Source organism: Streptomyces sp. WAC04114, assembly GCF_019733245.1.
Lineage (GTDB): Bacteria > Actinomycetota > Actinomycetes > Streptomycetales > Streptomycetaceae > Streptomyces > Streptomyces massasporeus_A.
In genome coordinates, this window is the sequence record NZ_JAIGQA010000211.1 from 1 (window position 1) to 12947 (window position 12947).

Below are 12947 nucleotides of genomic sequence, written 5' to 3' on the forward strand. Positions count from 1 at the left end.
GTCAACGACCAGCTCATGGTCACCACGGCCCTGACCATCACCCACTGGAACAGGGAGCACGGCGCCCGCCCCCGCCCCCTGCGCATCACCATGCCGGTGGACGACCGCCCCCGCGACACCACGATGCCCATCGGCAACGGCACCCGCCTGGTGGAAGTCCCGTACGCGCCGCGGGAACTGGACGTCACCGACATGCCGGCCCTGCTGCGCCGCACCGCGGAGCGGACCCGCGCCCTGAAGTCCCTCCCGCGCCCCCAACTCGGCCACGGGGCGGCCCTCCTGACCTCCCCCTGGGCGCCCGTCACCGCCCGCGCCGCCCTCACCCGCACCCTGCGCCGGGCCGCCGCGCCCTGGACGTCGACGACCCTGCTCAGCAACATCGGCCGCATCCCCTACCCCCTGGACTTCGGCGAGGAGGCGGGCCGCGCGCACGCGGTCTGGTTCTCCGCGCCGGCCCGGATGCCCCGCGGCCTGACCGTCACCACCGCCTCCACGGCCGGCCGCCTCCATCTGGCCCTGCGCTGGTCGAAGGCCCTGCTCAGCCACGGCGACGGCGCCCACCTCCGCGACCTCTTCGAGCACTACCTGCACACCACGGAGGTGACCGCGTGACCGCACCGCCCACCACCGGGCCCCCGCCCCACGACCTGCGCGACTTCTACGAGAACCCCGCCGTGCCGGTCGCCTCCGGCACCCCGCGCAGCCTCCGCCAGGCCCGCATGCTGGCCCGGGCCCTGGGCGGCCCGGCGACCACGAGCCCGCGGACGATCATCGACATCGGCTGCGGGGACGGCACCGCCGCCGCCACCGCCGCCCCGCTCCTGCCCGGCCACCGCGTCATCGGCGTCGACTGGTCCCAGGACGCCCTGCGCCGCGCCCGCACCCGCATCCCCTACGCGGTGCGCGGCGAACTCACCGGCGGCGGGCTGCCGTTCGCCTCGGGGTCGGCCGACGCCGTGCTGTTCAGCGAGGTCGTCGAGCACCTCGTCGACCCGGACGCCGCGCTCGACGAGATCCGGCGGATCCTGCGCCCCGGCGGGCATCTGATGCTGTCCACGCCGAACCTGGCCGCCTGGTACAACCGCGGCCTGCTGCTCGCCGGCGTCCAACCGGTCTTCTCGGAGGTCAGCCTGCGCGGCATCCACGGCCGCCCGGGCAAGGAGGTCGTGGGGCATCTGCGGCTCTACACCGCCCGCGCGCTGAAGGAGTTCGTCGCCGCGTCCGGGTTCACGGTCGTACGGCTCGAAGGGGCTCCCTTCCACGGCGTTCCGCGCCCGCTGCGCCCGCTGGACCGGCTGGCCTGCGCCCGGCCGCAGCTCGCGTCGATCCTGCTGCTGCACGCCAGGAGGACGTAGCCCATGTGGTGGGGAGTGGCCGCGGCCCTGCTGGCGAACACCCTCTACAGCCTGGGCTTCGTGCTGGAGAAACGTGCCCTCACCTCGCTTCCCGAGGTGACGATCCGGCAGCCGGCCCGGCTGCTGCGCCTCGTCCTCGGCAGCCCCCTGTGGATCGGCGGGTCCCTCGCCCTCGCGGCCGGTTTCGCCGCGCAGCTCGTCGTCTACCGCACCCTGCCCATCGCCGCCGCCCAGGGCATCTTCGTCTCCGGCCTGGTGCTGCTGGTGCTGCTGTCGGCGCGGCTGCTCGGGGAGGAGACGTCCGGCCGGGAACGGTACGCGCTCGGCGCGATCCTGCTGGCGCTGCTGATGGTGGTGCTGTCGCTGCGGGAAGGGTCGGACACCGTCAGCCAGGACGCGCCCTACCAGCTGATCCTGCTGGTGTGCGTGCCGTCCCTGGCGGCCGGGGTGTGGCTGTACGCCTCGGCCGAGCGGCGCACCCGCAACCGGCACCGGCGGCCGACGACCGGCGTCGAGTACGGCGTGGCCGTGGGCCTGCTGTACGGGGTCAGCTCGCTGGCCATCAAGGGCGTCGCCGGCCGGCTGACGACCGACGGGATCGGCGGTGCCGTGCTGGGCCTGCTGAGCTCCCCCTACCCGTATCTCCTGCTGTTCACCGGCGCGTTCGGCCTGGTGATGTCGCAGGCGGCGCTGCAGCGCTGCCGGGCCTCGCTGATCGTGCCGGTGTGCACGACCGTGACGAGTCTGTTCACGGCGGTGCTCGGCACGCTGTCGTTCGGCGAGGCCCTGCCGGACGAGCCGCTGCGGCTCGCGCTGCGGGTGGCGGGCACGGCCCTGGCGGTGGCCGTGTTGCTGACCATGCCCAAGCACGACACCGCTCCCCAACCCTCCCCACCCGCCAAGGAGCTGGCATCTTCATGAAGCCCGACGACCCGCTGCTCAAGATCCTGGCGTGCCCGCTCGACAAGGGGCCGCTGCATCTGCTCCCCGAGGAGGCCGGGCGTGAGGAGGCGCTGTACAACCCGCGTCTGCACCGCCGTTACCCGATCACCGACGGCATCCCGCAGCTGCTGCCGTCCTCGGGCGAGCAGGTGCCGGACGACGAGCACGAGGAACTCCTGAAGAGGATGGCGCCGTGACCAGCCTGGCGGCCCGGGTCGCCCCCCTGCTGCCCACCCGTCTGGTGGCCGCGACGGCCCGGGCGCTCTACCCGCGGTTCGAACCGGAGCTGGCCCGGCTCACCGAGCTGTGCCCGCCGGGCTGCGGTACGGCGGTGGACGTCGGCGGCTGGTACGGACCCTGGACGCACCGCCTGTCGGGCCTCGCCGAGCAGGTGGTGACGGTCGAGCCGGTGCCCCATCTGGCGCGGCTGCTGGTCGCCGCCGCCCCGCCGAACGTCCACGTGGTCCGGGCCGCCGCCTCGGACCGGCCGGGCATCGCACGCCTGTGGCTGCCGTCGGACGACTCGGGCGACCGGGGCGTGTCCTCGCTGGTGCGGCGCGACATCCACGGCCGCGCGCTGGACGTCCCCTGCGTCACGCTGGACGAGCTGGGCCTGCGCGACGTCGGCTTCGTCAAGATCGACGTGGACGGCAACGAGCCCGCGGTGCTGCGTGGCGCGACGGGGCTGCTGGCCCGCGACCGTCCGGCCCTGTTCGTGGAACTGGAGTCCCGCATCCAGCCGATCGCGCCGGTGGTGACCTATCTGTCGCTGCTGGGCTACGACGGCTGGGTGCTGCCCGGCGACACCTGGGTGCCGCTGGCGAAGTTCCCGCTGGAGGACCACCAGGCCCGCGCGTCCCACGTCGTCTCCCACGGCCTGCTCCGCCGCGTCCTGCCCTCCACGCTCCGGCGCGGCCCGCGCTACGTCAACTCGGTGCTGTTCCTGCCCGACGGCCGCCGCCCGGGCAGGGCCCCCGTGGGCGACGATGGGACCCATGCCCTCCGGAAAGCACCCCACTAGCCCGTTCACCCCGCTCGACTTCCAGCTGGTGCTGCTGCGCCGCATGGCCGACCACAACCCCGGGCTGGTGGAGGACGCCCGCCATGAGCTGGGGGTGTCCATCGCGGACATGCGCGAGGCGAACAGGCGCTGGCAGGCGATGGTCCGCTCCCCGCGCTCCCGCGCGCCCCTGTCCCGCTATCGCCAGGTGCTGGGCGACCCGGAGTCCCGCACACCCCGCCGGATCGGCGATCTCGACTGCGAGGCCTGGCTGTGGCCGGTGCCGCTGTGGCCCTCCTTGCGCTTCGAGGTGCTGACCGCCCCGAACCGCGCGGTGTGGAACGAGTGGCTGGTCCGCGCGCCCGGCGCCCCGGGCCCGGAGCTGCGCACGCTCGACGATCTCACCCCCTGGTCCTGCACCGTCGACGAGGTGGCCCGGGCCTTCGCCCCGGCCCGCCCCCTGGAGGGCACGGCGCCGACCCGGTGGGGGCTGGCGTTCACCGCGCCGGACGGGCAGGGGGTGCGACGGGAGGCCGTCGCGGAGTTCACCTGGGGACTGCTGCAGCGGGTGTCGGTCACCGACGCTCAGGTCTGAGCCACGTGACTCCCGGAGGGCGGCTTCGCCGGCACGCACCACCATGCCAGGACCGCCGCGCCCAGGTAGGCGAGGGCCCCGATGCCCATGCTGATCCGGATCCCGGTGCCGTAGTTCGCGGCCGAGGCGAGGAGGCTGCCGCCCAGTGCGACGCCGGTGGCGCTGCCGACCTGGCGGGTGGTGTTGAACAGGGCGGAGGCGGCGCCCGAGTAGGCCGGGGGCGCGGCGCCCATGACGGTGGCGGTCGAGCCGGTGAGGGCGAAGGAGGTGCCGAAGCCCGCGGCCATCATCGGGGCGATCAGCAGCGCGTAGGCCGGCTCGGCGCCCGCCGCGGCCCAGCCGGCCAGCCCCAGGGCGGCCAGGAGCATGCCCGAGATCACCAGCGGCCGGTGGCCGGTACGGCGGGACAGCCGGCCGGACAGCACCGAGGCGAACATGGTCATCGCCACCGCCGGGAACAGCGCAAGACCGGTGCCGAGGGCGCTGTAGCCGCGCTGGTGCTGGAACTCCAGGCTGGCGGTGAACACCATGCCGTAGAAGCCGAAGTTGAACAGCAGGCCGATGACGGCGCCGCCGCCCATCGCGCGGGAGCGCAGCAGGTCCAGCGGGAGGGCGGGGTTCCGGGCCAGCCGCTCGCGCAGGGCGAAGGCGGCGGCGGACAGTACGGCCAGGCCCAGACCGACGAGCACGGCCGGGTCGGACCAGCCCCGCCGCCCGGCCTCGTTGAGACCGGCGGTCAGCAGGGCCACCGCCGCGACGACTGCGACCTGCGCGGGCCAGTCCAGGGCCCGGTCGGCGCGCCGGGGCGAGCGGGCCACGTGCCGCAGGGTGAGCGCGAGGCAGGCGGCGCCGACGGGCAGGTTGATGAGGAACACCCAGCGCCAGCCCACCGTGGAGACGAGCAGCCCGCCCAGCAGCGGCCCGGCGGAGGCCGCGATGCCCGCCATGGAACCCCACAGTCCGAAGGCCCGCGAGCGGACGTCCGGCTCGGGGTAGGCCTGCTGGAGCAGGGCCAGCGAACCGGGCACGATCAGCGCCGCACCGAGCCCCTCCACCAGCCGGGCCACCACGAGGAAGGGCGTGCTGGGCGCGAGCGCGCAGGCCGCCGAGGCCGCGGTGAACACCGCCACGCCCCAGCAGAAGACCCGCCGGTTGCCCAGCCGGTCCCCCAGTGCCCCGCCGGTGAGCAGGAACCCGGCGAAGACCAGGGTGTAGCCGTCGGTGATCCACTGGATGCCGGTGAGCGAGGCAGACAGTTCCCGCCCGACCACCGGCACGGCGACGTTGATGACCGTCACGTCCAGGATCACCATGAAGTACCCGGCGCACACCGCCAGCAGCGGTGCCCAGGACCGTCGCGCGGGCTGCGGGGCCGGCTCGGGAGAGGGCATGGCCTTACCAGTACACCAAAAGCCCCACCGAGGGACGTATGCCCCACCCGTGGTGGTCAGTCCGCGGCGGCCAGCACCGCCCGTACGACCCGGGGCACCGAGTCCGGGTGCAGATCGAGGAACAGGTTCGGCTCGATCAGCTCCAGCTCCATCACGCACGGTTCGCCGTCCGGCCCGGTGACCAGGTCCACGCGTGCGTACAGCAGCTCCGCGTCGACGGGCACGGCGGCCAGCGCCCGCTCGGCGACGGCCAGTTCGGCGGGGGACGGCTCCCAGCGGCGCAGGTCGGGATGGGCGACCTTGTCCGCGTCGTACGGCGTGCCCGGCGCGAGGACGGCGCCCTTGACGCCGGCGTGCAGCAGACGTCCGCCGAAGAACTGCAGGGCCCGCTCGCCGTATGTGTCGATGCTGCTCAGATAGGGCTGCACCATGACGGTGAACCCCTCGGCGTGCATGCGCTCCACCTGCCGTTCGGCGGCGTCGCGCTCCCCGGCCGGATGGCGGGCGGCGTACCGGGCGCCGGCCCCGGAGGCGGGCTTCACGACGAACTCGTGGTCGGCGGGCAGCTCGACGGGGTCGCCGGGCGCGAAGTACCGGGTGGGCACGGTGGGCACCCCGGCCTCGGCGAGCTGCCCGAGGTAGCGCTTGTCGGCGTTCCACCGCACGACACCGACCGGGTTGGCGAGCCGGGTCGCCTTCCCGCACCGCTCGGCCCACGCCGTGAACTCCTCGGCGCGCCAGCTGTAGTCCCAGGTGGAGCGGATGAGGGCGAGATCGAAGGCGTCCCACTCGACGTCGGGGTCGTCCCAGGCGACGGCGACGGCATCGGCCCCGGCCTCCCGCAGCGCCGCCACCAGCACCGGCAGGTCCCGGTCCTTGTGCTCCTCGCCGCGGGGGTCGTAGGTGACGACGGCGATGCGCGGGGTGCCGGCCACGGCGACTCCATCCTCGTACGGACGATCGATGCGATGTCCGTCGCAGGCTAACAATCGCCTCCGGCGGCACGACACCCCAGCTGTGTGGTGGCGGACGGGATGGAGATCCGACCCGGCGCCCGGCGGGGGTTCCCGCCCCGGACGTGGACCGGGAGCGTTTCTTCCGGCGGCCGATGGTGTACGGAGGGATGGTGGGGGGCGGTCGTACCGGCGGCAGCCCGGCTGGTGATGGTCGTCCCCGGCTGAGGTCGGCCCGGCCGGGCCGACGCACCGCCCACGGACAACAGCAGGCACCAGCCAAGGAGATGTGACGCGTGCCCCCTCTCTTCCCGGCCCTGACCGACAGCCCGGCAGGCAGCCCGGCCGACCGCCCGGCCCTCCGGTTCGGCGAGCGCTCCCTCACCTACGCGCAGCTCGCCGCCGCGGCCGGAGCGCTCACGGGCCGCATCGGCGGAGCCACCCGGGTCGCCGTCTGGGCGACGCCCACGATGGAGACGGCCGTCGCCGTGGTCGCCGCGCTCCTGGCCGGAGTCCCGGCCGTGCCGCTCAACCCCAAGTCCGGTGAGAAGGAACTCGGGCACATCCTGTCCGACAGCGGCCCCGACCTCGTGCTCACCGCCCCCGACGACCTGCTCCCCGCGCCCCTGCGGGACCTCACCCGCGTCGACGTCGACGTGCACGCCACCGGCCCGGTGCCCGAGGACCGCGCCGGGGACGAGGACCCGGCCCTGGTCGTCTACACCTCCGGCACCACCGGCCCGCCCAAGGGGGCCGTCCTCCCGCGCCGGGCCGTCTCGAGCACCCTGGACGCGCTGGCCGACGCCTGGCAGTGGACCGGCGACGACGTCCTCGTCCACGCACTGCCGCTGTTCCACGTGCACGGCCTGGTCCTGGGCACCCTCGGCCCGCTGCGGCGCGGCGGATCGGTGCGGCACCTGGGCCGCTTCAGCACCCAGGGCGTCGCCCGCGAGCTGAACGGCGGCGCGACCATGCTGTTCGGCGTGCCGACGATGTACCACCGCATCGCCGAGGCCGTCACGAGCGACCCGGACCTGGTGAAGGCGCTGACCGGGGCCCGCCTGCTGGTCTCCGGTTCCGCCGCGCTGCCCGTGCACGACCACGGCCGGATCGCCACCGCGACCGGGCGGCGGGTGATCGAGCGGTACGGCATGACGGAGACGCTGATGAACACCAGCGTCCGTGCCGACGGCGAGGCCCGCCCGGGCACGGTCGGCGTGCCCCTGCCGGGCGTGGAGCTGCGACTGGTCGAGGAGGACGGCTCGGAGGTCACCGCGTACGACGGGGAGACGGTCGGCGAGATCCAGGTGCGCGGGACGAACCTGTTCACCGAGTACCTCAACCGCCCCGACGCGACCGCCGCCGCCTTCACCACCGACGGCTGGTTCCGCACCGGCGACATGGCGGTGCGCGACCCCGACGGCTACGTCCGGATCGTCGGCCGCAAGGCCACCGACCTGATCAAGAGCGGCGGTTACAAGATCGGCGCCGGTGAGATCGAGAACGCGCTCCTCGAACACCCCGGGGTGCGGGAGGCGGCCGTCACCGGGGAGCCGGACGCCGACCTCGGCGAGCGGATCGTGGCGTGGATCGTGCCGGCGGATCCGAAGGCGCCGCCTGCGCTGGAGGAGTTGGCGGACCATGTGGCGCAGCGGCTCGCGCCGCACAAGCGGCCGCGGGTCGTGCACCACCTGGACGCGCTGCCGCGCAACGACATGGGGAAGATCATGAAGCGGGCGCTGGCCCATGGCTGAGCGCCTCTCCGCACGCGAGGTCGTCACCGCCCTCGCCGACGACGCCACCTTCGCCGAACTCCCCGCCCCGGCACGGCAGTGGCGGCCCGACGGCCCACTGGCCTGGCCGGGCTACGACGACTCCCGCGCCCGGGCCTCCGAACGCACCGGCGAGCAGGAGTCCGTGGTCTGCGGCACCGCCCGCGTCGGCGGCGTGCGGGCCGTGCTGATCGCGTTCGAGTTCGGCTTCCTCGGCGGCTCCCTCGGCCAGCGCACCGGCGACCGGCTGGAGGCCGCGTACGCGTACGCCCGAGAGCGGCGCTTCCCCGTGGTGCCGCTGGTGGCGACGGGCGGCAGCCGCATGCAGGAGGGGATGCTCGCGCTGACCCAACTCCAGCGGGTGGCACGCCAGTCGGCGCTCACCCGGGAGGCCGGTCTCGCGCAGGTCGCGGTCCTGCGCGACCCAACGACCGGGGGCGGTTGGGCCACCCTGGGCGCGGGCGCGGACGTGGTGCTCGCGCTGCCCGGCGCCCAGGTCGGTTTCGCCGGGTCCCGGGTGCGGCCCGCGGACGCGGACCCGGCGGCGTACACGGCCGAGGCGCAGGTCGCGGCCGGGTCGGCGGACGCGGTCGTACAGCCTGAGGAACTGCGCGAGACGCTCGGGCGATGGCTGCGGCTGCTGACCTGCCCGTCCACCACGCCCGCCGCGCCGCCCGACCCTCTCGGCGGGTCCGCGGTCCTGCCCGTCACCGGCTGGGACGCCGTCCGCCGGGCCCGTTCCCCGCAACGGCCGCGCGCCGTGGCCTACTTGGACGCCTACTTCACGGAGCGGACGACGATCAGCGGCGACCGCTGCGGCGGCACCGACCCCGACGGCATGCTGTGCGGCTTCGGCACGCACGAGGGCCGCACGGTCGCGTACGCCGCGCAGACCGGGACCGCGACCCGCCCCGCCGGATACCGCACCGCCGCGCGGCTGATCCGCCTCGCGGACCGGCTCGGTGTCCCGGTGCTGACCCTGGTGGACACCCCGGGCGCGGCCAACGACGCGGAGGCGGAGCGGCAGGGCGCGGGCGCGGCCATCGCCGACCTGTTCAGCGCGGTCGCGAGCGCCCGCACCCCGGTGACCACGCTGGTGATCGGCGAGGGCGGCTCGGGCGGCGCCCTGGCCCTGGCCGCCCCCGGCAACACCTGGGCCACACCCGACAGCTACTTCTCGGTGATCGCGCCGGAACTGGCGGCGGCCATCCTCAAACGCCCCCCGCGCGAAGTCGAGTCGACGGCGGACCAGCTCCGCATCCGGCCGCAGGACCTGGTGGAGCTGGGCGTGATCCGGGGGACCGTCGGTGGGTGAGTTCGGTGAATGCCCCCCGCGTCATCGAGCACCTTCCGTCACAATGGTGCTGCCCAGCGCATGCGAACGTACGGGGGTGTCGTGGACGGGTTGGTCGAGTTCAAGACCGGTGACGGGGCCGTGGTCGCGGTCGAGGCGGTGGAGGAGCGGTCCGGCGCCCGTCTGGTCTCCCGTGGCGGCACGGTTCAGGCGGCCCGCACCTTCGAGGGCGCCCTGGACGGGGTGCGGGCGGCGGCCGAGTCCGCGCTGCGCGTCTTCCGGGACGGCTCGCTGAGGCCCGACGGTGTGGAGATCGAGTTCGGGGTGAAACTGGCCGCCGAGACGGGCGCGTTCATCGCCAAGGGCACCGCCGAGGGCCATCTGGTGGTCAAGCTGACGTGGTCCCCGTCCACGGTGGACGCCGCGGCCACGCCGAGTGTCCCGCACCCGTCGCAGGCCGCGTCCACGCCGAACGTTCCGCCCACTGCGGAGGCCGCGCCCACGCCGGGCACCGCGTCCGCCCCGGGGGCCGGCGCCGCCTCATGAACAGCGCCGGGGACAGCGCAGTGACGAGCGCTCTGCACAGCGCCGAGTGGCACGCCCGGATCCAGTTACGGGGCCGGGTGGCCGGAGCTGGTTTCCTGGTCACCCCGAGCACGGTGCTGACGTGTGCTCATGTCGTGGGCGACGGCGAGGACCTGACGGTGACCTTCACCGAGCGGCCCGGCACCCCGGCCGTCCCCGCCCGGGTCGTCGCGCACGGCGGCTGGAGCGGCGGCGTCACCGACCCCGGCGACCTGGCCGTGCTGGAGCTGGACCGGGAGATGCCGATGGCCCCGGCCGCGCTGGCCCCGGTCGACGCGGCGCACGGCCCGACCGCCCGCAGGCTCGTCGTCTACGGCTTCCCGGACGGCTGGGACGAGGGCACCCTCGCCGAATGCCGGGTCACCGCAGCGCAGTTGATCAGACGCGAGTGGCTCCAGCTGGAGGCCTGGCACCAGGGCGGCCAGCCCCTGGCCCCCGGCTTCAGCGGGGCCGCCGTCACCCTGGCCGACACCGGCGAGGTCGTCGGCATGGTCACGGCCGACTCCGGCAGCGGCGAGGTGCGCACCGGCCGGATGATGCCCACCCAGGTCATGGCCCGCTACTGGCCGGATCTGCAGAGCCTGGTCCCCACCTCCGACCACACCAGCGCCGACCGGGCCCGGCTGCGCACCCTGGTCGAGAAGGCGGCCCGCGCCGGCCTCGACTGCGACCCGGCGCGGCTGTACACGGCGGCGGCCGACCCGTTCGACCCCTCGCCGCCGGAGGAGGGGTTCGAATCGCTGTGGTCGGCGGCCCTGTTCGTGTTGTGCGAACTCGACGGCCCGGGCGCCGCCCGCACCGTCGCCCGGTTCGCCGACCGGCTCCAGGACCTGCTGCACGCCCCGGCCGTGGAGCCGTCGGCGCCCGACTGGTCGCCGATCCTGGTGGAGCTCGGGCACAGCGGGGCGGGCGACGGCCTGGTCCGGGTCGAGGTGTCCGCGTACAGCGAGGGGCGGCGGCATCCTGTCGAGTCCGGCACGGTCGAGCAGCACCGGCTGCACGCGTACGTGCAGGAGGGGATCGAGGCGGCCTTCCGCTATCTGACACCCGGCGCCGACGAGTTGGTCGCCTTCGCGCTGCCCCGGGACTGGCTGGACTGGCCCGTCGACCGCTGGGAGAGCGCCCCTGACGACGACACGCCGCTCGGCTGCGTCTACCCGCTGGTCGTCACCGACCACGCCCGCCGCAAGGCCAGCACCCGGCATGTGCTGACCCGGGCGTGGAAGCGCCTGGACTCCTGGCCGGGAGCACGGATGCACCGGGTGGAGTGCGGCGGGCCGGAGGAGCCCGGGCGGCTGCGGTTGCGGCTGCGGCAGCGCGACGCCTGCCTCGCCGGGTTCGGATCCGCCCCGGCCGCCGCCCGCACGCGGCCCCACTTCGACATCTCGCTCGCCGCTCCGGCCCCGGTGATCGTGTGGTCGCGGGGCGGCTGCGGCTCCGGGCAGGAGGAGTGCGCCGGGACGGACGGCTGCACCGGCAAGGCGTTCCTCGACGCGCTCGACGCCCACGTCATGGCCGTACCGCCCGCCGAACTCCCGCGCCATGTCCTCGCCCTGCGCGAGGAGGCGTTCGCCGAGGAGGACCACTGGGCCCACGGCATCCAGCTGCTGTGGGACGACCCGCGGCTCTTCGCCGACCCGCACGCCGTCACCGCCGCGCACGCGAGGTCGCCGGTGGCCTGACCCGCCCGCACGCGACGCGCCTCGGGAAAACACCCGCACGCGCCGCGCCTGGAGAAACACCCGCACGAAAACGGAGAGCGGAGACCACTCCCCATGCCGCACTGGTCCGTCTACACCGGCCGCAACGAGCCGCACGACGGCATCGACGACCTGCCCGCCCCGCCGCCCTGGCGTGCCTTCGACGGCGGGCCGGCCCTGCCGCCGCCGCACGAGGGCGACGACGCGACGGCCGTCTCCCCCGACCGCGTGCACCGGGCGAAGTCGTACGTCGCCGGCGAGGAGAGCGTCCGGCTCGTCAACGCCGCGCTCTGCCTGCGCCGCCCCCTGCTCGTCACCGGCCCGCCCGGCACCGGCAAGTCGTCCCTCGCCTACGCGGTGGCGCGCGAGCTGCGACTCGGCCCGGTGCTGCGCTGGAACATCACCAGCCGCAGCTCGCTGGCGGACGGCCTCTACCAGTACGACCCGCTGTCCCGGCTGTACGCGGCCCGGGAGGGGCAGGAGGGGCCCGGCGGTGTCGAGGACCATCTGCGCCTCGGCCCGCTCGGCACCGCCCTGCTCCCCTACGACCGGCCCCGCGCGCTGCTCGTCGACGAGATCGACAAGAGCGACCTCGACCTGCCGAACGACCTGCTGAACGTCCTGGAGGAGGGCCAGTACGAGATCCCGGAACTGGTGCGTGCCGCCCGGCACTCCGGCGACGGCGCGGCCGAGGTGCTCGCCGACGGCTCTGACACTCCGGTCACCGTCCGCCGCGGCCGGGTCCGCTGCCGGGCCTTTCCGTTCGTCGTGCTGACCAGCAACGGGGAGCGCGAGTTCCCGCCCGCCTTCCTGCGCCGCTGCGTCCGGCTGAAGCTGCGCCGCCCCGGCCGGGACCAGCTCACCCACATCGTCCGGGCCCATCTGGACACGCCGAGCGGTGACGCGGACCGTCTGATCAGCCGCTTCCTGGAGCGGGCCGCCGGCGGCGAACTGGCCACCGACCAGCTGCTGAACGCCCTCTACCTCACGGGAGTGGCGGGTCTGGACGCCGAGTCGCGCGACGACCTCGCCGAGCAGCTGATGCCGTACCTCAGCGCGGCGGCCGACGGCGATGGATTCTGAGGCCGGGTCCGGGCCGTCCCCGGTCGCCCGGCTGGCGGCGGCCCTCTCGGCGGCGGGCGCGGCTCCGACGCCCCGGGAGATCGCCGAACTGCTGTGGCTGGCGGGCCAGTTGGAGCAACCGGCAGCGGAGCCCCTCGGCGGGGAACCCGAGACCGGCCGGCCCATAGCTCCGGACATCCCCACCGCCGGTGAAAACCCGCCCGGCCCCGCCGGGCAGGCACCCGCCACCTCCGTCCCCGCGCACCCCATCGAGCCCCCGGTCCGGGCCGCCCACGAC

General features: G+C 74.9%; 12 protein-coding genes and 2 pseudogenes. 12 read left to right on the forward strand and 2 right to left on the reverse strand.

All coding sequences use genetic code 11. The features are described from left to right. The 6 genes and pseudogenes from K4G64_RS34410 to K4G64_RS34435 form a co-directional block, all read left to right on the forward strand. Positions 1-612, forward strand: a pseudogene (locus tag K4G64_RS34410) (condensation protein); the annotation flags it as partial. Continuing rightward, positions 609-1355, forward strand: coding sequence for a bifunctional 2-polyprenyl-6-hydroxyphenol methylase/3-demethylubiquinol 3-O-methyltransferase UbiG (locus K4G64_RS34415; RefSeq protein ID WP_221759835.1), 747 nt, complete (start codon positions 609-611; stop codon positions 1353-1355). The pseudogene K4G64_RS34410 and the gene K4G64_RS34415, both read left to right, overlap by 4 nt. Positions 1356-1370: 15 nt before the next feature. Beyond that, on the forward strand, positions 1371-2276 hold the full coding sequence (locus K4G64_RS34420; RefSeq protein ID WP_221759843.1) for a hypothetical protein: 906 nt from the start codon (positions 1371-1373) through the stop codon (positions 2274-2276). Further along, entirely contained in the window at positions 2273-2494 is a 222-nt protein-coding gene (locus K4G64_RS34425) for a Trm112 family protein (protein ID WP_190898441.1), read from the forward strand. Before K4G64_RS34420 ends, K4G64_RS34425 begins: the two co-directional genes overlap by 4 nt. Continuing rightward, a complete protein-coding gene (locus tag K4G64_RS34430) occupies positions 2491-3318 on the forward strand; it encodes an FkbM family methyltransferase (RefSeq protein ID WP_221759836.1) in 828 nt (275 codons plus the stop codon). The genes K4G64_RS34425 and K4G64_RS34430 overlap by 4 nt, the downstream gene beginning before the upstream one ends. Further along, positions 3284-3892: a hypothetical protein gene (locus tag K4G64_RS34435; RefSeq protein ID WP_374206485.1), complete on the forward strand. Its 609-nt coding sequence runs from the start codon at positions 3284-3286 to the stop codon at positions 3890-3892. Before K4G64_RS34430 ends, K4G64_RS34435 begins: the two co-directional genes overlap by 35 nt. On the opposite strand, the gene K4G64_RS34440 is transcribed toward K4G64_RS34435, so the two are convergent. Beyond that, positions 3883-5283: an MFS transporter gene (locus K4G64_RS34440; RefSeq protein ID WP_221759838.1), complete on the reverse strand. Its 1401-nt coding sequence runs from the start codon at positions 5281-5283 to the stop codon at positions 3883-3885. The genes K4G64_RS34435 and K4G64_RS34440 overlap by 10 nt on opposite strands. 56 nt (positions 5284-5339) lie before the next feature. Continuing rightward, positions 5340-6218, reverse strand: a complete 879-nt coding sequence (locus K4G64_RS34445) for a RimK family alpha-L-glutamate ligase (protein ID WP_221759839.1) — start codon at positions 6216-6218, stop codon at positions 5340-5342. 314 nt (positions 6219-6532) lie between these two features. Here K4G64_RS34445 and K4G64_RS34450 point away from each other — a divergent pair, with 314 nt between their 5' ends. The 6 genes and pseudogenes from K4G64_RS34450 to K4G64_RS34475 form a co-directional block, all read left to right on the forward strand. After that, complete coding sequence (locus K4G64_RS34450) at positions 6533-7990, forward strand: acyl-CoA synthetase (RefSeq protein WP_221759840.1); 1458 nt, start codon at positions 6533-6535, stop codon at positions 7988-7990. Further along, complete coding sequence (locus tag K4G64_RS34455; protein ID WP_221759841.1) at positions 7983-9323, forward strand: carboxyl transferase domain-containing protein; 1341 nt, start codon at positions 7983-7985, stop codon at positions 9321-9323. The genes K4G64_RS34450 and K4G64_RS34455 overlap by 8 nt, the downstream gene beginning before the upstream one ends. Before the next feature lie 60 nt (positions 9324-9383). Further along, on the forward strand, positions 9384-9848 hold the full coding sequence (locus K4G64_RS34460) for a CU044_2847 family protein (protein WP_260461373.1): 465 nt from the start codon (positions 9384-9386) through the stop codon (positions 9846-9848). Positions 9849-9880: 32 nt separating this feature from the next. Continuing rightward, on the forward strand, positions 9881-11569 hold the full coding sequence (locus tag K4G64_RS34465; RefSeq protein WP_221759844.1) for a trypsin-like peptidase domain-containing protein: 1689 nt from the start codon (positions 9881-9883) through the stop codon (positions 11567-11569). Positions 11570-11662: 93 nt separating this feature from the next. Next, positions 11663-12670: a MoxR family ATPase gene (locus K4G64_RS34470; protein WP_221759842.1), complete on the forward strand. Its 1008-nt coding sequence runs from the start codon at positions 11663-11665 to the stop codon at positions 12668-12670. Beyond that, positions 12660-12947 (forward strand): annotated as a pseudogene (locus tag K4G64_RS34475) (hypothetical protein); the annotation flags it as partial. The gene K4G64_RS34470 and the pseudogene K4G64_RS34475, both read left to right, overlap by 11 nt.